The organism is Clostridium folliculivorans (assembly GCF_024341905.1).
Taxonomy (GTDB): Bacteria; Bacillota; Clostridia; order Clostridiales; family Clostridiaceae; genus Clostridium_AR; species Clostridium_AR folliculivorans.
In genome coordinates this window covers 722,710-749,560 of record NZ_BQXY01000002.1, presented here as the reverse complement: position 1 = coordinate 749,560, position 26,851 = coordinate 722,710, and the positions used below count along the sequence as shown (strand labels likewise).

At 31.7% G+C, this 26,851-nt stretch carries 26 protein-coding genes; 20 read left to right on the top strand and 6 right to left on the bottom strand.

Annotated features, from left to right (window positions below; all coding sequences use genetic code 11):
- Positions 1-16: 16 nt before the first annotated feature.
- The 3 genes from OCU55_RS09875 to OCU55_RS09865 all read left to right on the top strand — a co-directional run bounded on the left by OCU55_RS09875 (position 17) and on the right by OCU55_RS09865 (position 2,201).
- Entirely contained in the window at positions 17-823 is an 807-nt protein-coding gene (locus OCU55_RS09875; protein WP_261852137.1) for a PTS mannose/fructose/sorbose transporter subunit IIC, read from the top strand.
- A 19-nt stretch (positions 824-842) separates the two neighbouring features.
- Positions 843-1,754 carry a PTS system mannose/fructose/sorbose family transporter subunit IID gene (locus tag OCU55_RS09870; RefSeq protein ID WP_261852136.1) on the top strand — a complete coding sequence of 304 codons (912 nt, stop codon included), beginning with the start codon at positions 843-845 and terminating at the stop codon, positions 1,752-1,754.
- A gap of 72 nt (positions 1,755-1,826) precedes the next feature.
- Positions 1,827-2,201: a DUF956 family protein gene (locus OCU55_RS09865; protein WP_261852135.1), complete on the top strand. Its 375-nt coding sequence runs from the start codon at positions 1,827-1,829 to the stop codon at positions 2,199-2,201.
- A gap of 146 nt (positions 2,202-2,347) precedes the next feature.
- Here OCU55_RS09865 and OCU55_RS09860 read toward each other — a convergent pair whose 3' ends face one another.
- Positions 2,348-2,965, bottom strand: coding sequence for a HutD family protein (locus OCU55_RS09860; RefSeq protein ID WP_261852134.1), 618 nt, complete (start codon positions 2,963-2,965; stop codon positions 2,348-2,350).
- Between the two features lie 357 nt (positions 2,966-3,322).
- Between OCU55_RS09860 and OCU55_RS09855 the strand changes: the two genes are divergently transcribed.
- Positions 3,323-3,862 (top strand): hypothetical protein, encoded by a 540-nt coding sequence (locus tag OCU55_RS09855; RefSeq protein WP_261852133.1) that lies wholly within the window; start codon positions 3,323-3,325, stop codon positions 3,860-3,862.
- A gap of 124 nt (positions 3,863-3,986) precedes the next feature.
- Here OCU55_RS09855 and OCU55_RS09850 read toward each other — a convergent pair whose 3' ends face one another.
- On the bottom strand, positions 3,987-4,856 hold the full coding sequence (locus OCU55_RS09850; RefSeq protein WP_261852132.1) for an SDR family oxidoreductase: 870 nt from the start codon (positions 4,854-4,856) through the stop codon (positions 3,987-3,989).
- A gap of 250 nt (positions 4,857-5,106) precedes the next feature.
- On the opposite strand from OCU55_RS09850, the gene OCU55_RS09845 reads away from it, so the two are divergent.
- Positions 5,107-5,448, top strand: a complete 342-nt coding sequence (locus tag OCU55_RS09845; protein WP_261852131.1) for a winged helix-turn-helix transcriptional regulator — start codon at positions 5,107-5,109, stop codon at positions 5,446-5,448.
- Between the two features lie 109 nt (positions 5,449-5,557).
- On the opposite strand, the gene OCU55_RS09840 is transcribed toward OCU55_RS09845, so the two are convergent.
- Entirely contained in the window at positions 5,558-5,935 is a 378-nt protein-coding gene (locus OCU55_RS09840; RefSeq protein ID WP_261852130.1) for a hypothetical protein, read from the bottom strand.
- A gap of 575 nt (positions 5,936-6,510) precedes the next feature.
- Here OCU55_RS09840 and OCU55_RS09835 point away from each other — a divergent pair.
- Both OCU55_RS09835 and OCU55_RS09830 read left to right on the top strand, forming a co-directional pair.
- A complete protein-coding gene (locus tag OCU55_RS09835) occupies positions 6,511-6,789 on the top strand; it encodes an MBL fold metallo-hydrolase (protein ID WP_261852129.1) in 279 nt (92 codons plus the stop codon).
- Between the two features lie 118 nt (positions 6,790-6,907).
- A complete protein-coding gene (locus OCU55_RS09830) occupies positions 6,908-7,339 on the top strand; it encodes a GNAT family N-acetyltransferase (protein ID WP_261852128.1) in 432 nt (143 codons plus the stop codon).
- A gap of 188 nt (positions 7,340-7,527) precedes the next feature.
- Here OCU55_RS09830 and OCU55_RS09820 read toward each other — a convergent pair whose 3' ends face one another.
- Entirely contained in the window at positions 7,528-7,722 is a 195-nt protein-coding gene (locus OCU55_RS09820) for an AraC family transcriptional regulator (protein WP_261852127.1), read from the bottom strand.
- Between the two features lie 189 nt (positions 7,723-7,911).
- Here OCU55_RS09820 and OCU55_RS09815 point away from each other — a divergent pair, with 189 nt between their 5' ends.
- The 13 genes from OCU55_RS09815 to OCU55_RS09755 all read left to right on the top strand — a co-directional run bounded on the left by OCU55_RS09815 (position 7,912) and on the right by OCU55_RS09755 (position 25,423).
- Positions 7,912-8,985, top strand: coding sequence for a MerR family transcriptional regulator (locus tag OCU55_RS09815; RefSeq protein WP_261852126.1), 1,074 nt, complete (start codon positions 7,912-7,914; stop codon positions 8,983-8,985).
- A gap of 185 nt (positions 8,986-9,170) precedes the next feature.
- Entirely contained in the window at positions 9,171-9,770 is a 600-nt protein-coding gene (locus OCU55_RS09810) for a DUF3137 domain-containing protein (protein WP_261852125.1), read from the top strand.
- A gap of 31 nt (positions 9,771-9,801) precedes the next feature.
- Entirely contained in the window at positions 9,802-10,236 is a 435-nt protein-coding gene (locus OCU55_RS09805) for a hypothetical protein (RefSeq protein ID WP_261852124.1), read from the top strand.
- Positions 10,237-10,667: 431 nt separating this feature from the next.
- A complete protein-coding gene (locus OCU55_RS09800; RefSeq protein ID WP_261852123.1) occupies positions 10,668-11,399 on the top strand; it encodes a MurR/RpiR family transcriptional regulator in 732 nt (243 codons plus the stop codon).
- A gap of 363 nt (positions 11,400-11,762) precedes the next feature.
- Entirely contained in the window at positions 11,763-12,380 is a 618-nt protein-coding gene (locus tag OCU55_RS09795; RefSeq protein ID WP_261852122.1) for a hemerythrin domain-containing protein, read from the top strand.
- Positions 12,381-12,907: 527 nt separating this feature from the next.
- Positions 12,908-14,509: a PTS transporter subunit EIIC gene (locus OCU55_RS09790; protein WP_261852121.1), complete on the top strand. Its 1,602-nt coding sequence runs from the start codon at positions 12,908-12,910 to the stop codon at positions 14,507-14,509.
- Positions 14,510-14,535: 26 nt separating this feature from the next.
- The gene (locus tag OCU55_RS09785) at positions 14,536-15,864 is read left to right on the top strand and encodes a 6-phospho-alpha-glucosidase (protein WP_261852120.1); all 1,329 of its coding nucleotides are present in this window, start codon (positions 14,536-14,538) and stop codon (positions 15,862-15,864) included.
- 11 nt (positions 15,865-15,875) lie between these two features.
- Positions 15,876-16,367 carry a PTS sugar transporter subunit IIA gene (locus OCU55_RS09780; protein ID WP_261852119.1) on the top strand — a complete coding sequence of 164 codons (492 nt, stop codon included), beginning with the start codon at positions 15,876-15,878 and terminating at the stop codon, positions 16,365-16,367.
- A gap of 524 nt (positions 16,368-16,891) precedes the next feature.
- Positions 16,892-17,158, top strand: coding sequence for a hypothetical protein (locus OCU55_RS09775; RefSeq protein WP_261852118.1), 267 nt, complete (start codon positions 16,892-16,894; stop codon positions 17,156-17,158).
- A gap of 552 nt (positions 17,159-17,710) precedes the next feature.
- Complete coding sequence (locus OCU55_RS09770; RefSeq protein ID WP_261852117.1) at positions 17,711-18,724, top strand: DUF2220 domain-containing protein; 1,014 nt, start codon at positions 17,711-17,713, stop codon at positions 18,722-18,724.
- Positions 18,715-20,214, top strand: coding sequence for a replicative DNA helicase (locus tag OCU55_RS09765; protein ID WP_261852116.1), 1,500 nt, complete (start codon positions 18,715-18,717; stop codon positions 20,212-20,214). The genes OCU55_RS09770 and OCU55_RS09765 overlap by 10 nt, the downstream gene beginning before the upstream one ends.
- Positions 20,214-20,954, top strand: a complete 741-nt coding sequence (locus OCU55_RS09760; RefSeq protein ID WP_261852115.1) for a DUF6063 family protein — start codon at positions 20,214-20,216, stop codon at positions 20,952-20,954. Before OCU55_RS09765 ends, OCU55_RS09760 begins: the two co-directional genes overlap by 1 nt.
- Positions 20,954-25,423, top strand: a complete 4,470-nt coding sequence (locus OCU55_RS09755) for a coiled-coil domain-containing protein (protein WP_261852114.1) — start codon at positions 20,954-20,956, stop codon at positions 25,421-25,423. The genes OCU55_RS09760 and OCU55_RS09755 overlap by 1 nt, the downstream gene beginning before the upstream one ends.
- Positions 25,424-25,496: 73 nt before the next feature.
- On the opposite strand, the gene OCU55_RS09750 is transcribed toward OCU55_RS09755, so the two are convergent.
- The gene (locus tag OCU55_RS09750; protein WP_261852113.1) at positions 25,497-26,057 is read right to left on the bottom strand and encodes a DUF6652 family protein; all 561 of its coding nucleotides are present in this window, start codon (positions 26,055-26,057) and stop codon (positions 25,497-25,499) included.
- A gap of 68 nt (positions 26,058-26,125) precedes the next feature.
- The gene (locus tag OCU55_RS09745) at positions 26,126-26,776 is read right to left on the bottom strand and encodes a class I SAM-dependent methyltransferase (protein WP_261852112.1); all 651 of its coding nucleotides are present in this window, start codon (positions 26,774-26,776) and stop codon (positions 26,126-26,128) included.
- Positions 26,777-26,851: the final 75 nt, after the last annotated feature.

Genomic DNA, 26,851 nt, shown 5'->3' with positions numbered 1-26,851 from the left:
AGGAGGTTTAATAATCGTGACTTTAAATATAATTCAAGTAATATTAGTCATTATTGTAGCATTTCTAGCTGGTGTAGAAGGTATATTGGATGAATTCCAATTCCATCAACCATTAGTTGCTTGTACATTGATCGGATTAGTTACTGGTAATTTATTACCTTGCTTAATTCTAGGTGGTACTCTTCAAATGATAGCCTTAGGTTGGGCAAACATAGGTGCTGCCGTAGCACCAGATGCTGCATTAGCATCTGTTGCATCTGCAATAATTCTTGTTCTTGGTGGTCAAGGAACTGATGGAGTTGCTTCAGCAATCGCTATTGCTGTTCCTCTAGCAGTTGCAGGTTTATTATTAACAATTATTTGTCGTACTATTGCTACAGCATTCGTACACTTCATGGATTCAGCTGCTAAAGAAGGAAATCTTAGAGCTATTGAAATGTGGCAAATTGCTGCTATCTGTTTACAAGGTGTACGTATTGCAATACCTGCAGGTTTAATATTAGCAATTGGTGCTGATCCAATACGTTCATTACTTGCTGCTATGCCTGGTTGGTTAACTGGCGGATTAGCAATTGGTGGTGGAATGGTTGTTGCTGTTGGTTATGCAATGGTAATAAACATGATGGCTACAAAAGAAGTATGGCCATTCTTTGCAATCGGTTTTGTATTAGCTACAGTTTCACAAATTACACTTATCGGTTTAGGTGCATTAGGTGTAGCTTTAGCTCTTGTTTACCTAGCACTTGGTAAACAAGGTGGATCAAGTAATGGTGGTAGTTCAAATACTGGAGATCCAGTAGGCGATCTTATCGATAGATACTAAGAAGGGGGAGAGTACGAAAATGGCAAAAGAATTAAAATTAAGTAAAAGCGATCGTATTTCTGTTTGGTTCCGTTCATTTTTCCTTCAAGGTTCTTGGAACTATGAAAGAATGCAAAACGGTGGATGGGCATTCGCAATGATTCCTGCAATTAAAAGATTATATACAACTAAAGAAGAGAGAGCAGCTGCATTAGAGCGTCACTTAGAGTTCTTTAACACTCACCCATATGTAGCTTCACCAGTTATTGGTGTAACTCTAGCTTTAGAAGAAGAACGTGCAAATGGTGCACCAATAGATGATGTAACTATTCAAGGTGTTAAGATAGGTATGATGGGACCTTTAGCAGGTATTGGAGATCCAGTTTTCTGGTTCACTGTAAGACCAATATTAGGAGCATTAGGTGCTTCACTTGCTATGAGTGGTAACGTACTTGGACCAATAATATTCTTCTTCGCATGGAATATTATCCGTATGGCATTTATGTGGTATACACAAGAATTTGGTTTCAAAGCTGGATCTCGTATCAGCGACGATTTAACAGGTGGTTTATTACAAGATATTACAAAGGGAGCATCTATCCTTGGTATGTTCATACTAGGATCATTAGTTAACAGATGGGTATCTGTTAGATTTGCACCAGTAGTATCATCTGTTAAATTAAGCCCAGGTGCTTTCATAGATTGGAGTAAACTTCCTGCTGGAGGTCAAGGCATTCAACAAGCTTTATTACAACAATCATCTGGTATGGCATTAACTGATACTAAAGTAACAACATTACAAGGTAACTTAGATTCATTAATCCCAGGACTTGCTGGATTATTAATCACACTTATCTGTATGTGGTTACTTAAGAAGAAAGTATCTCCAATCGTTATAATCCTTGGATTATTCGCAATTGGTATAGTTGCACACTTAATCGGTTTAATGTAATATTTTTAACTTGGCCTAGGCTTTTTAGCCTGGGCTTTTGTTAACATATAAAGCAGAAATGAGGTAGATCAGATGGTTCAATCACTTAATACAAAGGTGGATTTAGTAATCGATGCAACAGCTTTTACCGGCTTTTCAGATTATGGTAGAATCATGATTGGCGATAAAGGTTTTGAGTTTTACAATACTCGAGATCCTCACAAATTTATTCAAATTCCTTGGGAGGAAGTTGATTACGTAATTGCCTCAATTATGTTCAAAGGAAAGTGGATTCCACGATATGCAATAAAGACAAAGAGAAATGGCACATATACTTTTGCTTCTAAAGATGCAAAAAAAGTACTTCGTGCTATTCGAGTTTATGTTGATCCAAGTCATATAGTTTCTTCGTTAAGCTTTTTTGATGTGGTGAAAAGATCAGTGAAATCAATTTTTAAAAAAGACTAGATTAATATTATTATTAATCTAGTCTTTTGGTTATGTGTAATTGCTAAAAAATTAAAGATGAGTTAGGATTTGCTCTATCAATGAACCCTTGACTGAAATATCGAAGGTTCATTGATAGAGCACTTTTCATCATTGTATGAGCTAATTTAATTACGATAAATTATGCTTACTATTATATTAGTAGTTTCTGAAGTTCTGCTAGAAAGCATAAATTCATGATTATAGCCTGAATCTACACAGTTAATTAAAATTAAATCATTTTTAACAGTTTCAAAAATTGTATCATTTATAGTAGAGATAAAGCCGCCATTTACAGTGTAAAAACAAATTGCTACTAAATCTTTCTTTAATGGGACTTTATATTCGAATTTAAGCTGTTTATTAGGGCTAATATTAAGGTGAACTAAATCGCCATTATAATTTTCTCTTGTCATTAAATTAAAAACAGAAGCTTTACCGTAAGTTTTAGTTTTCCAATCTGCAATAAAATCGTCTTGTTCAAAGGTATTAAGTAATTTACTGTACTTATCTTCGTGGTCAAGAGTTATCTTTCCCTCTATAGTCATTAATTTACGCAAAACTTTCGGCAGATTGCTAAAAGTAGATTCTGGTATATCAATTTTAGCAACTCCTAATCTCCATAAAAAGTTTTGACTGGCATAATCAGAATTTGGCGGATATGTTGTAAGTTCTGTAGCCATGCCTCCAGACCAAAAGGTTGGTTTATAATTTTCTTGTCTTAGTAATTCTACATTATATTTCATATATTAAGTACACCTCTAAATATTCATATCTTTTATGTCCATTATATTGAAAGATATATAGATAATCAATTATATCTAGGAAGCTTCCTGATTTTAATGAAATGTATTTGAAGAAATTTGTGGTATTATAAAAATTTACTCATGATAATGCTATAATTTCGTAATGAAAACATAAAAAATAAATTAATTGAGACTGTTTTAATATTTGAGTGATATGTAAATGTAACCGAAATAGAATATAGTATAATTAACTAAAATAAGAGATGAGAAGAAATATTGAATAATAGTATAATAAACTTGTAGGAGATTAGGTTGAAAATATTTTTAAACAATATATAGGTTGTTAGGGAGAATTATATGAGTGATAAGAAGATAGTTGTGATATTTCCAGGTGTAAATTATAGCGCAGATTGTCCATTACTATATTATGCTGTGTTTAAGTTTGAAACTCGTGGATATGAAAAAGTGGCTATTAATTATGGTGATTTGACTAATAAATATGACTCGTTAGCACAGTTGATTCAAGGGATTAAGAGTGATGTGCTATTAAGATTGAAAGATATTGATTTATCTCAATATGACGATATAGTATTTGTTTCGAAAAGCATGGGCACAGCAGTTGCAGGGTGGATTGAGGAAAAGTTATGTATTAAAGCAAGACACATATATTTGACGCCTTTGAATGAAACATTACCTTATATTAAGAAGGATAAAAATATTATTACTGTAATTGCTGGCACAAAAGATAAATTTTTAGATACTGAAACTCTTAAGGAACACTGTAAGAAAGAAAATATTTATTTGAAATTAATAGAAGGAGCTGGTCACAGGTTAGAAGTGAGGGGGGATATGAATAAAAATATTGAATTATTAAAAGAGATAGTATCAACTTATTAAAAGTATAAATTTATAGATAAACTACTTCATGTTAGAATTTATCCAAATAATGATTCGTAGAATAACCGTAATTATTATTTGAGTTTAAGGATTGAAGTAGTTTATCTATTCCTAAGACTTTATTCTATTTGTTGGAGATAGCACTAACGATTTGTGCAAGTCCTTCGCTGATTGGTGTTGCTTTACGACCGATAAGTTTTTCAAAATCGTTACTCTTTATATCTAGTGCTCCATCTCTAATAGCTTTTTGTATGTCCACAAGCATAGGGACTACAAAATCAGGTACTCCAGCACCTCTCATTGCATTAGCATAAACGGCATCATCTACTTGATGAACTGCTACTTCTTTACCTAATACAGATCCAAGGGAAGCAGCTAATTGTTCTTGAGTCATTGATTCTCCTGAAAGCTCAAAGATTGTATTGTCAAACCCGTCTCCGGATAGTACTGCTGCAGCGGCCTCTGCATAATCCTGCTGTAATGCCCAGCCTACCTTACCTGACCCTGCAGATGTTAACCAAGGTGCACCTGCCAATACTCCTTGAATACTTCCAATTTCATTTTCTAGGTACCAGTTATTTCTTAGGAAACAGTAAGGAATACCAGTTTTTAAGATAGCTTCTTCTGTAGAACGATGTACTGGAGCCAGGAATAAGGAACTTTCACTTGCATTTCCTACGCTAGTATATGCAATGAATTTAACGTTAGCCTTTTTTGCTGCAGCTACTGCATTTGAGTGCTGTCTTATTCTTGTTTCGTTATCACCGTCAGCTGAAATGATAAGTAATCTGTCAACTCCAGCAAAAGCTGTAGTTAGTGTTTCAGGATGATCAAAGTCGCCTTGTCTAACTTCAACACCTCTATTTTTTAAGCCTTCTGCCTTCTCAGGATTACGAACACTAACAACAAGATCACTTGCCGGTACAGCCTTCAATAATATTTCCACAACCTTTGAACCTAATTTTCCTGTAGCACCTGTTACTAATATCTTCATATTTTATTCCTCCATATAGGTTTTATTTGTTTATCAAAAATTTCAGTGATATAATTAACTATACACAAATTATATTTGCTTACATTAAATTAAACAAGTACAATCATTTTTAATACATAGTATCTAAAAAGATACTAAAGATATACCACTTTGATCCTAAATCTATTTTAAAAACTCCTCTGGGTTTTGAGAGGAGAATTTGAAAATATAAATTTTATTACGAAGTGGTACATCCATATAAGGAGGATATATGTTAACACAGGAAGAACTATTTGGAAAATGCCCATATGCTACTGCTCAAAAGATATTATCAGGAAAATGGGCGGTGATTATTCTACATCATTTAAGCGAAAGAAAGTTTAGGTTTAACGAACTACAAAGACTTTTGCCAGAGATAACACAAGCTACACTAACTAAGCAATTACGTGCTTTAGAAGAGTATGGCGTGGTTAATAGAACAGTTTATGCTCAGATTCCTCCAAAGGTTGAATATGATTTAAGCGATATTGGAAAGGAATTTATAGAAGTTTTGGATAGTCTTAAAGTGTGGAGTGACAAGTATATAGCTTTTTGCAATTCGAAAGATAAATAGAGATGTTCGAGTTATAGTAAAATTTAAATCTAAACTCAATCTTGCTTATAAAAGTAGGTTGATACGGATGAACCAAAGTGCCTCATCTTGCATCAACCCATTATAATTGTTAAGCTATATCCTTTTTAAAAAATATTAATTCCCCGAAAGTAAGACCAAAAGAAGCAATTATAGAACTCAAGATTTTATTAACTAGTATTAATTCACCTTTTGTTAAGTAAGTAAATAAAACGTTGCAAGCCCAAAAGGCAAAAGAGATAATAATAAACTTTATCAGTATCTTTCTCATTGTACGCCAGTTTAGCTTCCTCATATTTAATAATATAGTTATTAAAGAATATAAGCCTACAAGTAGTAGACATATTACATAACTTACCACAAACTCATAGACAAAAGGAAATTCTACTTTTTTATATACAATAAATAATGCTATCACTGTCCATATTAATAATATGATATATAGGATTTTTTTAATATTATCACGCATGTTTTTATATTTTCTCCTTTAATTAGGGTTTTAAACTATAGTATTTAATTGTACAATATCTTACAATTGTAATTAAGATGTAATTCCAATTATAACATTAATTTTTAAATAATGTATATCCATATGCGTAATAGCCTACTTTTTAAAAATATAACTATTTCTCATAAGCATGATATACAGTATCTTAAGTCAGTATACCTTTTTCTTTTAGTGTTTTCTGACTTGCTTATCATTTTAAATTCTTATATCGAAAACAATAGATCTGCTAATTCCACTAAATTACTTAAACAATGAGCTGTCCATGAAAATAATATATTAGATCTAGAAAAAATTACTCCATATATTATACTATCTATAAACACACCTAACTATCTTCAGGTTTAGAAACTCTTGATGCAGCCAAAGAGATATTGTAAAAAAACATAAAAATCTTTGCTCAAGATGAGGAAGATAGTTTAAAATTAAGAGAAGCAGGTTTTCAAAATGCAGAAGTTTTAAAACAAAATACACAATTTGGAAACATTGAATTAAACAAAACACCAGGTCAACATGGAAGAGGCGAAGTTCTAAAACGTATGGGAAATGTCAGTGGTATTGTATTTAAACATTCCTCTGAAAAGAATTTATATGTTTCTGGAGATACTGTGTGGTATGAAGGAGTACGAAAAGTAATTGATACATATAAGCCAGAAATCATTATTGTAGATGGTGGGGACAATCAATTGTTTGGTATGGGTTCTTTAGTAATGGGAAAAGATGATATCTATGAAGTCCATAAGGCAGAGCCTAATTCAATGATTATTCCTAGCCATATGGAGGCCATGATCACTGGACCTTATACAGGGAAGAATTAAAAAACTTCATTAATGAAAAGCAAATAGCTTCTAAGGTTTTAGTGCCAGAGGATGGACAAGAATATCTGTTTTAAGAGAGTTACAATTTGATTAATTGGTTATGAGGGGAGAGCGCAGAATGAATAACAATATATTAATAGAAGAGGCTCGAAAAGAAGAGTACGATGAGCTAAGAGAAATCTTTTTAAAATCAAGACAAGAAAACTTTAAATGGATGGATTATGATAGCATAAAATTAGAGGATTTCGATAGTAGTACAGAAGGCGAAATAATATTAACAGCAAAAATAAATGATGATATCGCTGGATTCGTTTCAATTTGGGAAGAAGATAAATTTATTCACAATTTATTTGTTTCATCAGAATTTAAAGGCTGTGGAATAGGGAAGGCATTAATAAAAGAATCTATAAAAGCAGTTGGTCTGCCTCTAACCTTAAAGTGTGTAAAGGAGAATACAAATGCTTTTAAATTTTATTCTTCTCAAGGTTGGAGGGTAGTTGAAGAATCTAAAGGAGCAGAGCCTTATTACTTAATGAAATATGAAGGCTAAAACCATCATGATTCTTATATATTTATATAATTATTTAAATATATAAATTTAAAATGCTAGCTACCTATTTGGTGGACTTCAGTTCCTGTTATTCTAAAGAGATATGTATATAGAGTATTTTTCTATTGCTTCGCTTATGTGTATGTAGATGGAGTTCCGAATAGCTTGTCGAAAGGTAAAAAGGAGTATCAGAGATAAAATTCTTTGATACTTCTCTTCTTTACATATTCCATTAAAGTCATCCCTTGGTTAATATTAAACACCCTTGAAAAATGAAAGGTAGAGCAACCGCACTGATTAGCTATTATTTCTGGTGTTAATTCATTTTTTATATTTCTCTCAATAAAATCGATACATAGTACTATTGCATCACTATAATCCAAATTCTCACCGACCTTTCCCCACGTGGTAATTATAGTATAACATTGTAGTTTTGGTAAAACTGTTCCTAATTTGCTAAAATTAAACTGAAAGGAATTAGTCAATTAAAATTAATCAGTATATTTTAATTGACTTTAGCCTAAGGCGAAAGTTTAGAATAACAGTAGGATAAGTACTAAGGGGGCTACGATATGAGCAAAGGCTATAACATCAGTGAAATAGCTGAAATGTTTAATATTACTACAAATAAGATTAGATTTTATGAGAAAAAGGGATTGCTAGCACCGACAAGGGAATATGATAATCAATATAGAAGGTTTAGTGAAGAAGATATTGTAAGATTACAATCTGTATTAACTTATAGGTCAATAGGTTTGAGCGTTGATTCTATTAAAAACATATTAAAAAATAACGGAAAAGAAAATTATTTAACTCATTTTAATAATCAATGGCAGTTGGTCAATGATGAAATTCATAGACTTAATACTATAAGAAAGTCTTTGGAGCAGGTGATGGATAAAATCTATGAAGAAACTGATGATTTTAATGTGAAAGATAATTTATTAGAGATAATAAGTGAAAGCAACAAACTGAATGATATAAAAAATCAGTGGAAGGATAAGTGGAACTTTAATAACTGGGCAAGATCCTATGATAAAGATGTTAAAAAGGATATAGGAGAACTAAAAATATATAAGAATTACGATTTGATTCTACAGAAGGTATATGATTTAGTAGAAGCTTTGGGTAGAAGTGACCTTAGAATACTTGAGATAGGTGTAGGAACTGGAAACTTAGCAGGGAAGTTTTTAAACAGTGGCTATAATATCATAGGAATAGATCAGTCTAGAGAAATGCTGTCAGTAGCAAAGGAAAAACATCCTAAGCTCAAGGTGAGGTTAGGGGAATTCTTAAAAATCCCTTATGAGAATAAATCTTTTGATGTAATTATTTCAACCTATGCCTTTCATCATCTAAATGAAACTGAAAAATACATCGCCATAGAAGAAATTATGAGAGTGTTGAAGGATAATGGAGTAATTATTATGGGGGATTTAATGTTTGAAAGTAAAGCTTCTGAAGAGGAAATCTTAAAAGTTTTGCCACAGTCTCTGGTAGAGGAGATAAAAGACGAGTACTACTCTTATATTGATCTGCTGAAAGCTGCATTTGAAAAATACAATAAGAAATTTGAGCATTATAGAGTGGATAAGCTTAACTATATAATAGTGGTACATGAACAAATGGATTTCCACAGAAAATAGTGGATACATTGAGCCTTGCTGGCAAAACATAAGCTAGTATAGGTTAGAAGACTTCCAATATAATACTAAGTTAAAATAACATGTAAGTGTAGATTGATATATTGAAGTTAACACCATATAATGGATATATTAACAAAATGAAATCATTGAATAAGCATAATTTAGGGATAAGGAGAAGAGAATTTATGGGGCTATTTGGACCAAGTAAAAAAGAAATATGGCAGCAGCTTGCATTGGAAATTAATGCTGATTATATAAATAACGGAGTTTGGAAAGGTGATAGAGTCGAGGCACATGTAGATAATTGGACCGTTGTGCTTGATACCTATACAGTTTCTACAGGAAAGTCATCAATAACTTATACAAGAATGAGAGCACCTTTTGTAAATACTGATAACTTTTACTTTAGAATATATAGAAGCGGTGTATTCAGTGGTCTTGGAAAGATGTTCGGTATGGAAGATATTAACGTTGGGTATCCACAGTTTGATGAAGCTTTTATAATAAAAGCTAACAGTGAAAGCAAAGTAAAACAATTATTTGCAAATGACAATATAAGAAAATTAATACAATATCAGCCTAGTATAAGTCTTGAGATTAAAGACGATGAAGGTTATTTTAAGTCACATTTCCCTGATGGAGTTGATGAACTTTACTTTAATGTGGTTGGTGTTATAAAGGATGTAGAAAGACTCAAGGAGTTGTACGAGCTTTTTGCAGAAGTGCTAAAGGAATTGTGCGACATAGGATCTGCTAGTACTGAAAAGCCTGGAGTAGTTATATAAAATTCATAAAATTATAGATAGTGGAGAATTTATGAAAAAGTATGATAAAGATAAACAAAGAGAACAGTGGACTAAGTATGAAGCTATGGGAAAAGGTAAATATTTAGCATTTATGACAACAATTTTTACTGGAAGTGTACTTATACCATTGATTATATTGTATCTAATTATAAGGAGTATATTTGGTGATTTAATAGATTTTAGTAATTCAGCATTACTTTTAAAGCTTTCAATTTATATAATCGCTATGGTGTTTTTTTCTGTAAGGATGGGTTCAAAAACCTGGGATAAAAAGATGAGAGAACTTCATGGATATGAAGTGGCTGAGCTTGAGGACGCTGAATTAAAGAAGCATATTTTAGATGGAGAAAAGATTAAAGCTGTTAAAAGATATAGGGATATAACAGGAGCAAAGCTAAAAGATGCAATAGAATATATTGATTTATTAAGCGAGAAGTATTTATAAAATCTGAAGCAGTATGCTTTGTAAATTCATCCATAGAATAATGCATTATAATATAAACGAGTATTAAGAAAATATCACAAATGCCTAATTGGTATTTGTGATATTTTTGGGTTTAGGCTATATTAAATTATTATCAAATATTTGGAAAAGCTACATATAAATTGCCTTGAGGTTAATAAATGTTATGAGGTAATTTATGTTTCTTGTTATAAAAGAATAGAATAATCCTTTTTAAGTGTAGTTTCATTAAGGTTTTAGTAAACCAAGTGAATTTACATAAAATAAGTATGATATTATAAAAGTAGATAAAGATGTCCGATTTTAATCCAAAAAGCTATTTTTAAAACTCCTCTAAAATTAAAGGGGAGAATTAAAAATAATAAGTTTTATTACGAAGTGGTACATCCATATAACATAGGAGGAATAACAACATGGAGTTTGATATTTATAAGCTTGCTGATAATTATAAATTGACTGAAGTAGAGAGACAGGTACTTGAATACATAATAAATAATATAGATTTAGTGTTAAATAAAGGCGTTAGAGAAGTTGCTAATATAAATTATACTTCTGCAGCTACAATAATTAAGGTATCGAAAAAACTTGGGTATACTGGGTATACGGATATGATATATCGTTTAAACTTTATAATAAAAAATCAGAAGAAGAATCAAGATAGGACCTCTGATATTACTAGCTTTATTGAAGAAATAGATAAAGTTAAGATTGATAATTTTGTGGCAACAATTATTAAGCATAGACAAAATATTATTTTTATTACTGCCACTGGTTTTTCTGGACCTATAGCTGAATTTTTTTGTAGGAAAATGCTTGTGTTAGGCTTTAAGTGCATTCAGACCAATTCCTATGGAGTGTATGATAGTAATCAAATTGGTGGTTCTTTAGTTATAGGAATATCTAAAAGTGGGGAGACGGAGAGCGTGACAAAGGTTATAGATTATGCTTCTAAAAATAACTTAGATATCATCACTTTTACTGGTAATCAATCAAGCTACATGGCAAAGAAATCAACGATTCATTTTTCTGTCTTAGATGATAAAGAGCTGGATGATAGAAATATTACTGCTAATTATTTTTATGCAAGAATAATGATAGTAATGGAATATTTACTTGATAAGGTTATGAACAGTTTGAAAGAATAGATAATCCATTATACTAATCAGAAACTACCAAGATTCATATTAACTATTAATTATATTTTATTTGAAAGTGGTACATTCCTATATAGCTAGTTATAGAATTTCCTCACAAATGTATATTTAAGAGCATATACTGTGGGGAATGTTAGTCTATTACCGTAAAAATAAACTATAGGATTTCTAACTCAATTATTAAGGTATACATATAAAGATGAAACACTTCAAACCGAAATCTATTTTCAAAACTCCTCTGGATTCTGAGAGGAGAATTTGAAAATATAAATTTAATTATGAAGTGGTACATCCATAAGAAACTTATTTTAAATTAATATGGAAGAGGTGTGGTAACTGGTGATTACAAATACTATGGAAAACGAAATAGAGGTTTCTCCTACTGAGGATCTGATGAGAGAGCACGGAGTTTTACGTCGTATTCTATTAATTTATAATGATGCCTTAAGATATTTGAAAGGAGAAAAATTAAGTAATCAGATAAACATTTATGCTGTTATCTATAATTCAGCTTCAATAGCACATGAATTTATTGAAAATTATCATCAAAAATTAGAAGAACAATATGTTTTTCCTAAGTTTTCACAAAGTCCTAAGTATATTGAACTTATAAATACCCTTCGTAGGCAGCATGATGCAGCTTCTAATTTAACAGAAAACATACTATATTTTTCATCAATAAAAAATAGCTATCAGTTTGAAAATACTATTCAACTAATTCACCTATTAACGCTCTATATAAATATGTATGAACCTCATTCTGCTCGTGAAGATACAGTTGTCTTTCCAGCACTTCATGAATTGGTAACCCCAGAAGAATTTAAAGAATTAGGAGAGCGTTTTGAGGAAATAGAAGAACAGAAATTTGGTAAAGACGGATTTGAACATATAGTAAATGAAATTGCTCAAATAGAGAAAGTATTAGGTATATATAATCTAGCACAATTTACCCCAATTCAAAATCCGATGTAAAATCCAATATTTACATGATTGAAGTGGTTCATCTTTAGCAAAGGCTATCTTGAGTTTTTATCAGGGTAGCCTTTTTTGTATCCTAATTTTAGATTTGTTTAAGCCAACTGTTGAAATTAATTGGATATACAGGAGATGCTATAGATAAACTACTTCATATTAGAATTTATCCTAGGAGTTTAATGACTAAAGTAGTTTATCATTCAGCGGAATAGATAATCCAGTTCAATCTAATAAAACCAAGTGACATTTCATTTAACTATTAATAACAATAGGATTAGCAAATATATATTTTATTTGGAACTAGTTTATCTATATATGCGAAAGCTAATAGAATTAAAGCATCGGATGACTAAACACTTAATTTAAGCAGCGTATTAATTTTTTATGTAAAGGTAAACATGTTCACTTTTTGGTCAACATGTTACTGAAAGGGCCAAAGCTATTAACATTGATTATTAAACATGTTATTCTAGGTTCAGGTAATTACCAAAGGCAATTTATTAAATAGTAGAGGGGTATATTAAATGAAAGATAAGATTATAAATAGTATGCAAAAGTTTGCCAAAGCTATGATTGGACCGGTCTTATTTTTGCCAATAGTAGGTATGTCTATTGCATTAACTGCAGTTTTTACAAATACAGCTTTTGTTACTGAAAAAGGTGTAATCTGGACCATAGGTAAGTTTTTCAATGGTATGTTGTCACCTATCATGGGGAACTTAAGTATTTTATTCTGTGTTGGAATAGCCATGGGGATGGCTAAAAAGAAAAAAGCAGAAGCAGCGTTTGTTTCTATAATGTCCTATATTTTGTTTTTAGGTGCTAACAGCAAATGGTTAGAACTATCAGGCAAAATTGTAAAGGGAGACACAGCAGGAGCATTATATGGAACTGGCCAAACGATACAGCTAGGTTTCCATGTAACTGATATGGGGGTATTTCTAGGAATGATTTTAGGTGTCCTAGTTGCCGTAGTTCACAATAAATATGTGACTAAAGAATTTAAAGGTGCCATGGCTCCTTATGGCAATAGCAAGCTTGTATTCGTTGTAATGATTCCAATAATTGCTGTGTTTAGTATTGTTATCACTTATGTTTGGCCAACTATTGCAGGTGGAATTTCAGCATTAACAGGCTTTATGAATACTGCTGGACCAATCGGAGTATTTGTTTACGGATTCTTAAATAGATTTTTAGTACCAACTGGATTACATCACTTAATATGGTCACCATTCTTATATTCATCCGTTGGAGATCAGATGATGATAGGCGGCCAAAATGTTATTGGTGCAAAGCCTGTATTCCTAGCTTTACTAGGTGATCCTAGTGTAACGATGATGAGAGATTCAGCAAGATTCTTAACTTATGGATTAGTTAAAACCTTTGGTGTAATTGGTGTAGCTTTAGCATTTTATTTCACAGCTAAAAAGAGTAAACGTAATAACTTAAAAGCTCAACTTATCCCATCAACTTTAACAGCTGTTATCGCAGGTATTACTGAACCTTTAGAATTTACCTTCATATTTGCAGCACCATTATTATGGTTTGTGTATTCAGTTATTGATGGATTGTTCCAAATGTTTGTGTACTTATTAAACGTAAGAGTTTGTGCAACAAATGGTATTTTAGATTTCCTTGTTATTAATCTACCAGCTGGAATTTCTAAAACTCATTGGCCTTTATATGTTTTAGTTGGTCTTGTTGAGATAGTTGTATTATTCTTTGTATTTAAAATTATGATTGAAAAGTTAGATTTAAAGACTCCTGGAAGAGAAGATGATGATACTGATATGGCTGTGGACTTAACTGAAAATGCAGCAGCAGTTAAAATGCAAATGAAGTCAGCGAGTAAGAATGATGAAGAAGCTGAAGATAGAGAAAAGGCTTTAACAATTATAAAGGCTTTAGGTGGTAAAAATAATATTTTAACTGTAGATAACTGCTTCTCAAGACTTAGAGTTGAAGTTGCAGATAATACTTTAATTGATGAAAAAACCTTAAAGGCAACTGGAGCATCTGGAGTTGTGAGAAAAGGCAATAATATTCAAGTGGTTTATGGCCTTACAATAAATAAAATAAGAACTATTGTAGATGAAGCTTTAGAAACTATGGAAACATTAAAGTAAATTTAAATTAGGGAGGAAGCATTAATATGAAAACATTTAAACTAGTAATCGTAGGCGGTGGAAGCACATACACACCAGGAATCGTAAAAAGTTTGCTTTCAAGAAAAGAAGATTTTAAGATATCGGAATTAAGATTATATGATATAAATGAAGAACGTCAAAACAAGGTTGGAGTAATAGTTAAAAAAGTTGTTGAGATGTTTGATCCAGAAGTTAAACTTATATTTACAACAGATCCTGAAGAAGGTTTTAAAGATGCTGACTTTGTATTTGCCCAAATGCGTGTAGGTCTATACAAATTAAGAGAGCAGGATGAAAAGATACCACTAAAATATGATGTTGTAGGACAAGAAACCTGTGGACCAGGAGGGCTTGCTTATGGTTTAAGAACTATATATCCTATGGTTGAGATGATAGACTTTTGTGAAAAATACGCTAGTCCAAATTATTGGATTGTAAACTATTCTAACCCTGCTGCAATAGTTGCTAAAGCTATGCACAAATTAAGACCGAATGCTAGAATTCTTAATATATGTGATATGCCAGTAGCTATAATGAGAAATATGGCTAATATCTTAGATTGTGATAGACATGATATTGAAACAGATTACTTTGGGTTAAATCACTTTGGCTGGTTTACAAAGATTAGAGTAAAGGGAGAAGATAAAACTGAAGAATTAAAAGCTTATGTAGCTGAACATGGGTATATTCCTCCAGATTCAAGAAGTGAAGTAAGGCATAATGATGCTTCTTGGCTTCATACTTTCGATAATGCTAAATATATAATGAGGATGTTCCCTAAATATCTTCCAAACACTTATATGCAATATTATCTATTAGGAGACAGCATAGTTAAAGATGCAGATAAGAACCACACTAGAGCTAATGAAGTAATGGAAGGAAGAGAAAAGAAGATATTTGATGCAGTAGACCAGTACAATACAACTGGTGAAATAGATCTTACTCAGTTCTTCACAGGGGTACATGGAGAATTTATTGTTGAAGTAGCCATGAGCTTAGCTTTTGACATGAGAAAAAGACATTTAGTTATGGTTGAAAATAATGGTGCCATTAAAAACTTACCAGACGATGCTATGGTAGAAGTACCAGCTTACATCACGAAGGATGGTCCAGAACCAGTTAGAGTGGGTGAAATCCCAACCTTCTATAAAGGTCTAATTGAACAACAAGAAGCTTGTGAAAAATTAGTGGTAGAAGCTGCAATCGAAGGCTCCTATGAAAAAGCTCTTATGGCATTTACTATGAATAAACCAATACCTTCAGCTTTTGTAGCTAAGAAGATTTTAGATGAGATGATTGAAGCTAATAAAGAATACTGGCCAGAATTAAAATAGTAGAGGTGTATATGTTTAAAAATCTGTTTAAAAATCCAAATAAAAATAAAAAGGTTTTATATGCCTTCGCAAATGGTACAAGTATAGATTTAGCAGAGGTTAAGGATGAAGTTTTTTCACAGAAGATGATGGGGGAAGGAATTGCGATTTCTCCAGTAGATAATAAAGTATATTCTCCATGCGATGGAAAGATAATTATTGTTATGCAAGAAAGTAAGCATGCTGTTGGCATAGAAACAGAGGATGGAGTGGAAATCCTTATACATGTTGGAATTGATACAGTAAGCTTAAAAGGTGAAGGTTTTAACATACACTGTGAAGAAGGACAGAGAGTTAAAAAAGGAGATCTTCTAATAAGTTTTGACAAGAGTCTACTTAAGGATAAAGGACTAGATGATACAATAATGCTTATACTTGCAAACCAAAATAATCATGAGATTTTAAATTTTCATGTTGATAAAAATATGGTTGCAAAGGATAGTGTACTTTTGGAATATAAATAGTACAAAACAAGACAAGCTTCCATTTAAGTGGAAGCTTGTCTTTCTATATTAATAGCTATATTTTAGTATAGATAAACCAGTTCTAAATAAAGATCTCGATGGTTCTACGAATCTTTATTTGGGTAAGTTTCAATATGAAGTAGTTTATCTATATAGAGTTCCTAACTAAACTATTAATTTATACATGCCCAAAAGTCCTCAGAAATCGGGATTTTCGAACAGGTATAAATTAAGTTTCTATATAGGAACTCTTTAGAACGAAGTGTTAAACCTAAAGGTATCTATCTTAACTTTTAATGTTTCAGACAGCTCATGGATCACTCCAGTAGCACCCTCTATGATCTCTAATCCTGCTAGTTGTTCTTCAGAAGAACTAGCTACATTTTGATATCTATCAGGAAAATACAGGGGTGTTGAGTTTGTAGGGTTACACTTAAAATATAGGAAAAATTTATGCACCATATATTGACTTGCGAACAGATGTTCTTATATAATAATATTGATAAGATTTTGAGGTGAGGAAAATGGTGTTAAACAAGAATATAGAAATGGTTGCTGCCTTTAATAAAGACGGAAAGGTAGTTCCTGTGAGATTCAGAATATTTTCAGAGGATGAGAGCTACAGCGTATTTACTATAAAGAAGATCTTGAAGGTTGATGAAATAAAAGTTGATAGAGTAGAGAGCATCATATTTAACTGTATAAGTACTATTAATAATGTAGATAAAAACATAGAGCTTAAATATATTAAGGACACTTGTAAGTGGTATCTTTATAAAATGAGTTCCTAAGGTATATGATTAATATATGGAAGTTTAATTCATGCTTGTTCGAAAATCATGGCTTCCGACGATTTTCTGGCATGTATAAATTAATAATTGATGTTAAAATTCTATATAAATTTATAGCCTGACATCAGCGGTGTGATGGCAGGCTATTTTCTTTATAATATATTTTAATTATTACTACTATGATTAAGCATCTAGTGAGTGACGATCACCAACTTGGAATTCATCAGCTGCATTTACTGAACCTCCAGAAGGATATGAAGAAAAGATAAAAAGATTACCTACATTACCTATACAACTTATAGCTACAGATATTTTTGATATAGAATCAGTAGAAGATTTGGAGAAGTATTTATAAGAAACATATAATTAAAAAGAGTATGGAAACACTAGTTCGTAGAGCGCTAGTGTTTTTCTTGTTTTTATGGTAAAATATACGTATGAGAAAGGCTATGTTTAAAGATTTCTTATATCGAAACTTAATATGATTTTTTAAGTGTACGTCCATAATATATGAAACACAGCTTAAGTAAAATATATAAAACAGGTGAAGCAATGTATAATCATATAATAGCTTATTTAAAAACATATAAGAATAAAACTATAGATTTAGATAAATTAATAGACAATACACCGAAGGGCGTTGAGTATGAGGCTTTTGCTGAAGTTATTAGAAAGCTTATGTCTGATAATATTCTTACAGCAAAAAATCCTGAAAATAATAATGGTAAAAAATATTCTCTTCCTAATAAATTTAATATAAATAAGTATGAACTTAGAAAAGGAATTATTGAAAGGGTTCAAGAATATAGCTTTAACTTAAGCTGTGAATTAAATCTACAGGCATATTATAAAATGTCTGAGGATAAGTTCGAAGAAGATCTTCCTTACATAAATAAAGTGAATGAATATATAATTTCTAATGGTCTGCCTAAGGAAACTGCAACCTCTCAAGAGAGGTCTTTTCATATAATTGGCGACGAAAAGTGGATAGATAAAAAGAGTGGGAAAGCACTGCTTGAGAGAATAAAAGTATATGATAAACTTAAGATACATAATGGTTCTGATCCACTGATGATTGCGGTGAATCATTTTGCTTTTGAAAAGATGGAGCATAAGCATTTAATCGTGGAGAATAAGGCTACCTTTATAGCACTTTTAGAAGCTTTGCCTGAAACAGAGTTCTGTTCTTTGATTTTTGGTAGCGGGTGGAAGATAACAGGTAATATTAATATGCTGGAAAAGCAGACAGGTTTAAAGGAAAATAATATAATATATTATTTTGGAGATATAGATAATGAAGGTTTAGCTATATATAATTCCTTAGGTGAAAGAGCTACAGTGAAGCTGGCTACAGAGTTTTATAGAGCTTTACTTAAGAAGGATTATAAGGAAGGTAAGAAAAATCAAGAAAAGAAACCTTCTGCTTTAAAGAATTTTTCAAAGAACTTTGATTTAGAAGAACAGAAGCTTATACTGGAAAAGCTAGAGACTGGTTATTATTGGCCTCAGGAGGGGTTAAATAGAACAGAACTTCAGCACATATGGAGGAACAGCGCATGGAAATAAACATAGGAAATGTAGTGGAGAACTACAGAGAAAGAATTCAAAGACTGGCTCTATTTGATCCTTTATATGCATTGTCAAGAAAAGGAATGAAGGATGACAAAGGAAAAGAGGTTGATTATTTTAGTTTTGGCCTTTTAACTTTACTGTTCTTTTTTGAGAATATGCTTATAAGAAATAAGAAAACAGGGGTAAAGGAGCTGGCTGCATTTTTGCAGGAGCTAAGTAAAGATGAAATAACTATGGATATTATAGGTTTTGAGAGGGTTGCAAGAACAATTATTGATACTTTTAGACCTCCTACAGGAAAAAGAAATTCAAAGACTTTTTTCAATTGGGAGACTAAGAAGCAGGAAACAGTTCAGTACTCAGTGCTTAAGGCTGCAAAGGCGGATCTTGAAACCAACACTCAGTATTATACTCTTGACGAGCAGGGGCTTGAGCTTATCTTTGCCACAAAAGAGTATTTTAATGAATTCCAGCTTTCTATAAATCAGCTGGTACTTAGAAAACAGCTTGAGAAGGGTGAGTTTTCTGGAGCCTTAAGGCAGATAGATGAAATGAATCTGGATGTTAAGAACCTGCAGGATAGAATAGTTAGGATTAAGCATGAAGTCAATAGAAATATTGTATCCAATGAAACCTATGAAAGATATAAAAATATAATTGAAGACATAAATAATAGATTGCAAATGGAAGATGAAGAGTTTGAAGAATTAAAAACCTTCGTTACAGAAACTAGAGAAAAGATAGCCAGTGACTTAAGTAAAAGTGAAGATAGAAAGGCTTATGAGCTTATCATACAGATAGATAAAGAACTAGGAGAGGTTCATTATAACCATAGATTACTCTTTAAAGATAGCATTATTCTTAAGACTTCGGCACTTCAAGCAGCTCAGGAATCCTTATATTATGTAGGGATAGACTCTTTCAATTTCAATCAAGAAATAACCAGCAGAGTATTTTCATCACCTATTCCACTGGGCGAAACAAGAACTCTTATTGAACCTTTTCTGTATTTAGAAAAAAGCAAAGTATGGTCTCCTTTAACAGTATTTTCTAATCAAAAGATAGAAAAGCTTGATAAAGAAGAAAGAATACAGGACTTTTTGGCTGTGACTAGTGATGATGAGGCAAAGCTTGATCTTAAGCTTCAAAGCAACAATTATAAGGTTATTGCGTCTATAATACTTATGGCAATGAAGGCTGAAAATGAAATAACTCTTGAAAAAATAGTTGAGTTTATGAAAAATAATGCTTACGCTGAGATATTAAATCACCGTAGTTTTTATGATTTCTTTATTATATTGCATCAAAAATCTCCTGTAGTTATGGAAATCCAGGAGGACCAAGAAGAAGGTATATTTGGACAAGTTTACAAGTTGTTAATTAAAAAGGGCAAGAAACTTTATGTAGAAGAACTTGACACTATACTAGAGGTTACAGAGAGATTTGAGATTAAGAATATGAGCTTTAGATTGGAGGAATATTAATGGCACTTTATAGCAATGAGCAAGTAATGCAAAGCTTCAAGCTATATTCTACACTAGCTATGAAGGGATACGGAGAAAAAGAGGATTTAAAGCTTTATACCTCAGACGATGTTACACGGGGACTAGTAGATCAGTTTGCTAGAGAAGTAGATTGTACTATCTTTTCTTCTGGGGAAGTAATCTATATGATTCCTATAGCAAAAGAGTCTATTTTCCATGTTTCAAATGAAGCTATAAGAAAAGCATATCTTCCAAGTAAAGCTGTAAATTTGGATTTATATCTTATGTATTTATCAATTATCGTTTTATTTGGCGATTTTTATGATAGTTATCAAACTAACGAAGCAACTAGAGATTTTATTACAATAACTGATTGGCTAGATAGTTTGAATCAGAGGATTTTTATATTAACTGAGCATGAAGAGGAAAAGCTTAAAGCTCTAGATCAGGAGTTTGAGTATAATTGGTCTGCTATAATTCAAAAGTGGACTGACATGGATGAAATTAAGGAAAAAGTAAAGGCTCAGGATGGTAGAACCATAAGCAGAAAGAGCTTTTTAAATACTGTTAAAAAGTTTCTTGAGGACCAGGAGCTTATTAAGGATATTGGAAATGAAGAGCTTGAGCTTACGGAAAAGGCTAAGACCATCATTCAGAGATATTACATGGAGTATGATTACAACAGAGGAATACTAGATTTTCTGTACAACATTGACAAGATGAAGGGGGACGAAAAGTAATGCCGGCGATTTCAAAAATTCGTTTTACTAATGTGGTGTATGAAAATGGTGAAAAAAGATACAATGATGATATTTTTGAGTTTGACAGCTATAACGGAGCTATATTACTTGAAAATGGCGGAGGAAAAACTGTTTTTGTTCAAACAGCGTTGCAAGCAATACTTCCCAATATTGAAGTGGCAGATAGAAAGGTAAAGAACACCTTAGCTCTGCAAAATACCTCAGCACATATTGCCATAGAGTGGATATTAAATGAAAGACCTAGAAGATATGCGGTTACAGCAGTGACCTTATTTATGAATAAAGAGTACATAGATTCTCATAAGTATGTTTATGAATACATAGAAAATGATGATAATTCCATCGAAAAGATACCTTTTGTAAGAGAAAGCATCAATGGAAGCATGAGACCATCCACTAAGGAAGAGATGTCTGAATACTATACTTATATGAGCCAAAACAGAATGAATGCTAAAACCTTTAAGAGCATAAGAGAATACCATACTTACATAGAAGATAATTTTAAGATAATACCTTCAGAGTGGAGGAAAATCGCTTTAATAAATGGAGCAGAAGGTGGAGTTGAAGCCTTTTTTGATGCTTGCAAGACCACTGGTCAGCTAGTAGATAATCTACTCATACCTACAGTAGAAGAAGCTTTGGCTGGAGAAGGTACTAAGGATTTTGTAGAGATTTTTGAAAGACAAAGAGAGCACTTTAAAAAATATAGACAGCTTAATGCAAGAATTGAAGAAAGCAAAAAAGTTGAAGAGCAGATAGAGTTATATTCAAGAGTTTTTGAAGAGTATGATATAGCTAAAGCTGAAGAGATAAAGGCAAAAGAAGCACTAAAAGCTTTGGACAATTACATAAAGATAGAAGCATCAGACATAAAGGGTAAGCTTGAAAAAAATAATAAGGAAACCCTTGCGTTATCTGAGGAAGAAGAGCTTTGGAAACAGAAAAACTTATCTTATGATATAAAGAACTATGAAAATAACATGGTTAAGGAAGAAAAAGACTACAAACAAGTCCTTGAAAGCTATGACAAACTTAAAAATGCAAAGTCAGAAAAAGAGATAAAGTATTCAGGACTTCAAATCTCAAAGTATAAAAAAGACATAAAGGTAGAAGCAGAAAGTATCGAACTGATAAATAAGCAGCTAGAAGCTTTAGATAAGGATGAGGCTGTTGAAGATATAAAAGACAAACTAGAAGAAAATAGTAAAAGAATAAGAGGTTACTATTTAGATAAGGAAGAAAGCTTAGAAAAAGAAAAGAATTTATTAGAAGGCCAGATCAATAATGTTGTAGAGCAGCTTAAGTCTAGTGAGATGGAACTTAAGGCCATAAGGGCTAAAGAGAAGAATTTACTGGATAATAAGAGTAATCTTCAAGGTATAATTTCTTATTTAACTACTGATATAAATAAAATCAATAAAGCAATTTTGGACAATCCTAATGAAGGCAATATAAAAGATGAAGTCTCAATATGGAAGAATAGAATAAATGAGCTTGAACATAAAATCTTTGAAGCTAACAACCAGAAAAGAAGTCTTATTGAAGAAAAGCAAAGCCTCAAGGAAGCTCTAGTTAAGTTTAGAAAAGAATTAGAAGATATTAATGAAGAGAGACATGCTTTAACTAGCGAGATTAAGAACATAGATGATAACAAATTTGAGTTATTAAATAAAATAAGAGAATTTAGAAGCAGCTGGCTAAGCTTTGAAGCAGATTCTATATATTCAAAGCAAAGTACCATACTGACTCAGGTAGAAAATAAGCTTCATAAATTAAAGGAAGAAAAAGAAAAAGCTATCTTTGATGAAAGACTAGCTCATAGATATGCTGATGAGTACAAGGAAAGCGAATATTATACAGCAGATCCTGCCTTAGAGAAGAGTATAGACCAATGGAGAAGTGGCTTTAATTACCTAGAAAGCGGTACAAAGTATATTCAAAGAATATGCAGAAAAGAAGGAAAGTCGGAACAAGAGCTTTTTAAAAATTATCCTTATTGGACCTTGAGTTTAATAACTTCAGACGAGGAAGTAGAGAAGGTTAAAGATAAGGTTAGTAAAAGTGTAAAAGACATTTTACATCCTATTATAATACTTAGCGAAAATGAAGCTAAGGCTAAAGCTTTAGGAGAAAATGGTGTAATAAAGGAAAACATAATATATCCTTCTATTTGGTCTAATAACATAAATCAAACATATTTTGAAAATTGGCAAAAAGATATTGTGCATAAGGCTGACGAAACTACAAAGCTTCGTGAAGAAAAAGAAGCAGAACTAAGTCAGTGCCAAGATTTACATAGAGATATAACCATATTTTATAACAAATATCCATATGACCATTACAATGAACTTCTAAAAGTTGAAAAGAGCCTTAAGGAAAAAGCAGAAGAAGTCTCTAATTCAATAAAAAGTAGTGAAGCTAGACTAAGTGAAATAGATATCGAAGTGAAAAAGATAGACAGCGATGTTAAAGAATTTAGTACGGAGCAGAGAAATCTAGATGATAAGGTAGTTAAGGGACAAGAGTCCATAAGTAAGACCAGTGAAAAAGAAGAAAATGAAGTTAAGATAAGCCTTATTAACAAAGAGATAGAGTTAATAGAAGTAGAAACTTTAAAAGCTGAGAAAACTTTGAAGGAAAATGAAGAAGTAAAAACTGAGCTAAATAGAGATTTAAATAATGTAAAAAACAATATAAGCTCTTTAAAAGCTGAAAAACTATATGAAGAAGCAAAAGCTTTATCTCCAATGTTTTCTGATTTAAGCAAAGAAGTATTGGAAGAGGAGAGAAAAATCCTTAAAGATCAGCTTGATAATAAGCAACAAAATAGAGGACAGTTTGAAGAGAGGTTAAAAGGCTCAGTAAGTTTAAAGAAAAATCATGAAAAGCAGCTACTGGACTTTATGAAAAAGCTAGAGGTTACTGTAGATGAAAACCTAGAATTCCCTCTTAACGGTGATATGGAAATATCCAATTTACTTGATGAAATAAAGGAACTAAAAGAGCCTTTAGGAAAATTAAAAGGTGAAGCTGATGAAGCTAAAACAAGATTTGAAAAGAGTAAAACTCTTTACGAAGTTAAAAAAGAAGATTATCTAAAATACTACAAGGAAATAATCAATTTCAATTTGGAACTAGAGCTTATAAAGCCACAGTTATCAAAAGAAAAGGATGTTTTAAAGAAAAAGAGAGCTTATTTATCCAGTGAAAAAGAAAGATTAGATAACGAAGAAAAGAGTATTTTGAATATCTTAAGAAATCTAGAACTTTTCAATGCAAGCTATGCTTATTTAAGTGAAGAGATTCAGTTATGTAAACTTCCAGAGGATTTAGCACAGAATATTCCTTATAATAGAAAAGGAATTGTTGAGGCTGCAAAGAAGAAATTAGAAGAGGCAAAGAAGATCTTAGATAAAAAGAGCATAGAAACAGAAGCACAAAAAGATGTGTTTGTAAAATTTTGCGAAAGCGAAATCCTTGATGTAAAGCTTAAAGAAATGGCTACTTCAGGTGTTAGATTTAAAAACACCTATAAGGATATCATCGAGTGGCAAAAGATGATGAATGAAAGAATATCACGCACCATAGACATTGCTCAAAATGATATTCGTGAACATGATAAAGAAGTGCAGCAGTTCATTAATCAATTACATTCTTACCTAATTACAATGGTACAAGAACTTAAAGCTATTCCTAAAAAGACAAGAATAAAGGTTGAAGAGGAATGGAAGGAAGTATTCATATTCAATGTTCCAGAGTGGGATGAAAAATCAGGAAAAGAAGAGCTGGCAAAGCATATTGATTGGATGCTGAACCAACTTGAAGGCGATAAATTTAAAGATGAAAATGGAGTGGAACTAGCAGACCAGGCAAAGAAAGAAATAGAAAAATGGCTTAAGTCCAAGCAATTATTACAAATAGTAATGAAGCAAGATACTATAAAAGTTAAATGTAGAAAAGTAACCAATGACGGTAAGATGAGAAGTGCTCCTTTCTCTTGGGAAGTATCTAACTCTTGGTCAGGAGGAGAGAAGTGGAGTAAGAATATGTCTTTATTCTTAGGCATATTAAACTACTTAGCTGAAAAAAGAAAGCAGATAATGCCAACTAACAGGCACTACAGAACAGTAATTGTGGACAATCCGTTTGGTAAAGCTTCCAGTGACCACGTGCTTGATCCGGTTTTCTTCATAGCAGAGCAATTAGGTTTCCAAATAATAGCCCTTACAGCTCATGCAGAAGGAAAGTTCATAAGAACCTATTTCCCTATTGTTTACAGTTTAAGACTTAGAAGTTCTAAGGACAATAGTACTCAAATAATGACTAAGGAAAGAGAAATAAAGCATACATACTTTAGAGACAATGATCCTGATGCTTTAATAAGACTTGGTGAAGCTAAACAATTAGGTTTTGATCTTGAGAGTTTGTTTAAGAGTAACGAAGTTTAATAAAATTAGAAAATTGTAGCCTGGCATCTGTTAATTGTTGATGCCAGGCTGATTTTCATATTCTTAATTTAGATTATTTCACAACTTTATTTTTTGACACTAAAATTATCGTATCTATTACATCTAGAACAAAACATAGTTGTAGTAGCATGTGCAATACTAGTTTCCCAGTCTTAATCCTTTTTTCTTTATATAAGATTAAGGAAAAACCTATTCCATAACTTGATGTAAATATCACTGTAAGGTATGCGAAAAAAACAGGAATTAAAAATAATAATGGTATAGGTGTGAAGACAATAAGTCCTCTGGATGCAGCGAAAAATAGTAAAAACAATAAAGCATATATAATAAAATTAATGACAAAGTAAGGAATTACTCCAAATTTAAGTGCTTTCATATTCTTTCGCATTGAGTTATAGTCACTATTTTTTAAAAGAATAAAAGAATTTACAGCGTTTATTCCTGCAAAAACTATGTTGAAAGTTTCTGAAACAATAAGTGCAAATACGAATATCCACTTCAACCAGGCATACATATTACTATGTGTTAGTCCTCTTAATAGAAAAAGTAATGATAAAATTACAATAAAGAGGTTGAAGTATAGCCCTATCAGTGTGTTCTTAACATTTTTCATTTATCTACTCCTACTTAAAGTTCATAATATATTATAATGTGCAGTTAATGTGGTCATATTAGTAATTGTTACTTTATCGCTTTGATTAACGAAGCCCTAGCCCATCTTTTCTCCACTGAAATATTACTGAAACCTACATCAGAAAGGAGAGTGAGCTCAGTATCTAACGCAAGAGGAACATCAATGTGAATAGCTCCAAATGGAACTTGCTGCTTTTGATATATCTCTTCTGCATTTTTAAGTAGGTTAATTTCAGCGTCTTTATCTTTACAAACAGTGTCACCGTTTATGAAATGGGCACTAGTTTTTAAGCAATAATGTATTTTTTTATAGAGTCTAGTTTTTTGATTTATATTAAAATGATGTAGAGAATAAGTTGAAAGCACAAGGTCAAAGCTGTTTTCTGCGAATGGAACATCAAAATATGAACCGCAAATTGTATTTAATGTTAACTTTGGATGCAAGTCCTTTTTCTGCAGCTGTTCTAGCATACCGGGAGAAATATCAATGGCAGTAACTGTAGCAGAATGCCTAATTCTTTCTATTTCTAACCCTGTACCACAGCCGAGAACTAAAATGTTTTTAGGTTCTCCACAGATATTGAACTGCTTTTCAATTTCATCATAGAACTCACCCATACCAAGATCTTCATAAAAGTTTCTGTCATAATCTGAAGCACATTTATTAAAATGTGCATCCATATTTTCCACTTTAAACATAGCTATCTACCTCCTTTAGTTATGTGAAGTTTTGTGTTAGAATATTTTCCAATCGTCTAATTACCTAATTATATA

Coding starts and splice junctions, on each gene's coding strand:
- OCU55_RS09870 (WP_261852136.1), top strand. CDS start 843: ATGGCAAAAGAATTAAAATTAAGTAAAAGCGATCGTATTTCTGTTTGG.
- OCU55_RS09865 (WP_261852135.1), top strand. CDS start 1,827: ATGGTTCAATCACTTAATACAAAGGTGGATTTAGTAATCGATGCAACA.
- OCU55_RS09860 (WP_261852134.1), bottom strand. CDS start 2,965: ATGAAATATAATGTAGAATTACTAAGACAAGAAAATTATAAACCAACC.
- OCU55_RS09855 (WP_261852133.1), top strand. CDS start 3,323: ATGAGTGATAAGAAGATAGTTGTGATATTTCCAGGTGTAAATTATAGC.
- OCU55_RS09850 (WP_261852132.1), bottom strand. CDS start 4,856: ATGAAGATATTAGTAACAGGTGCTACAGGAAAATTAGGTTCAAAGGTT.
- OCU55_RS09845 (WP_261852131.1), top strand. CDS start 5,107: ATGTTAACACAGGAAGAACTATTTGGAAAATGCCCATATGCTACTGCT.
- OCU55_RS09840 (WP_261852130.1), bottom strand. CDS start 5,935: ATGCGTGATAATATTAAAAAAATCCTATATATCATATTATTAATATGG.
- OCU55_RS09835 (WP_261852129.1), top strand. CDS start 6,511: ATGGGAAATGTCAGTGGTATTGTATTTAAACATTCCTCTGAAAAGAAT.
- OCU55_RS09830 (WP_261852128.1), top strand. CDS start 6,908: ATGAATAACAATATATTAATAGAAGAGGCTCGAAAAGAAGAGTACGAT.
- OCU55_RS09815 (WP_261852126.1), top strand. CDS start 7,912: ATGAGCAAAGGCTATAACATCAGTGAAATAGCTGAAATGTTTAATATT.
- OCU55_RS09810 (WP_261852125.1), top strand. CDS start 9,171: ATGGGGCTATTTGGACCAAGTAAAAAAGAAATATGGCAGCAGCTTGCA.
- OCU55_RS09805 (WP_261852124.1), top strand. CDS start 9,802: ATGAAAAAGTATGATAAAGATAAACAAAGAGAACAGTGGACTAAGTAT.
- OCU55_RS09800 (WP_261852123.1), top strand. CDS start 10,668: ATGGAGTTTGATATTTATAAGCTTGCTGATAATTATAAATTGACTGAA.
- OCU55_RS09795 (WP_261852122.1), top strand. CDS start 11,763: ATGGAAAACGAAATAGAGGTTTCTCCTACTGAGGATCTGATGAGAGAG.
- OCU55_RS09790 (WP_261852121.1), top strand. CDS start 12,908: ATGAAAGATAAGATTATAAATAGTATGCAAAAGTTTGCCAAAGCTATG.
- OCU55_RS09785 (WP_261852120.1), top strand. CDS start 14,536: ATGAAAACATTTAAACTAGTAATCGTAGGCGGTGGAAGCACATACACA.
- OCU55_RS09780 (WP_261852119.1), top strand. CDS start 15,876: ATGTTTAAAAATCTGTTTAAAAATCCAAATAAAAATAAAAAGGTTTTA.
- OCU55_RS09775 (WP_261852118.1), top strand. CDS start 16,892: ATGGTGTTAAACAAGAATATAGAAATGGTTGCTGCCTTTAATAAAGAC.
- OCU55_RS09770 (WP_261852117.1), top strand. CDS start 17,711: ATGTATAATCATATAATAGCTTATTTAAAAACATATAAGAATAAAACT.
- OCU55_RS09765 (WP_261852116.1), top strand. CDS start 18,715: ATGGAAATAAACATAGGAAATGTAGTGGAGAACTACAGAGAAAGAATT.
- OCU55_RS09760 (WP_261852115.1), top strand. CDS start 20,214: ATGGCACTTTATAGCAATGAGCAAGTAATGCAAAGCTTCAAGCTATAT.
- OCU55_RS09755 (WP_261852114.1), top strand. CDS start 20,954: ATGCCGGCGATTTCAAAAATTCGTTTTACTAATGTGGTGTATGAAAAT.
- OCU55_RS09750 (WP_261852113.1), bottom strand. CDS start 26,057: ATGAAAAATGTTAAGAACACACTGATAGGGCTATACTTCAACCTCTTT.
- OCU55_RS09745 (WP_261852112.1), bottom strand. CDS start 26,776: ATGTTTAAAGTGGAAAATATGGATGCACATTTTAATAAATGTGCTTCA.